At 75.7% G+C, this 481-nt stretch carries 1 protein-coding gene; it reads right to left on the reverse strand.

The genetic code is table 11. The annotated features are described in order from the left end of the window. Window positions 1-148: 148 nt before the first annotated feature. On the reverse strand, window positions 149-481 hold a 333-nt coding region (locus tag RM590_RS35485), incomplete at its 5' end, for an LAETG motif-containing sortase-dependent surface protein (RefSeq protein WP_311708939.1).

Consider the following 481-nt stretch of genomic DNA (forward strand, 5'->3'; position numbering starts at 1 on the left):
GTCGCGCACCACCCCGACCACCTGCGCCTCGGTGATCGGCTGACACCCGGAAACGGCTGGGCCGAGGACCGCCGCCCGGTGGGGCGGGTGGCGGTCCTCGGCCCGTGTCATGACCGTTCCGCCCCGGTGTCCCGGGGCGGGAAGCGGGTCAGCGGCTGTGCCGGCCGGTCGGGGTGACGGCCCGGCGGCGCTGCGAGGAGAACAGCACGGCCGCACCGACGGCGAGGGCGGCGGCCCCGCCGATCGCGAGATAGGTGCTCGTGTCCGAACCGCCGGTCTCGGCCAGCACGTCCTTCTGACCGGCCGCGTTTGCCTGCGGGGCGTTGCCCTGCGGCGCCTCGGCCTCGTCCTCGGCCGGGGCGGCGGGAGCGGCGGAGTTGACCTTCGCCCCCGTGTTCGCGTCGTCGTCGCCGTGCCCGTTGTGCTCGACGGAGGACTTCTCGGCGCCCTTGGTGATCGCGTCCTCGGAAGGCGCGGAGGG

The sequence above is a fragment of the Streptomyces litchfieldiae genome (genome assembly GCF_031845365.1).
GTDB lineage: Bacteria > Actinomycetota > Actinomycetes > Streptomycetales > Streptomycetaceae > Streptomyces > Streptomyces litchfieldiae.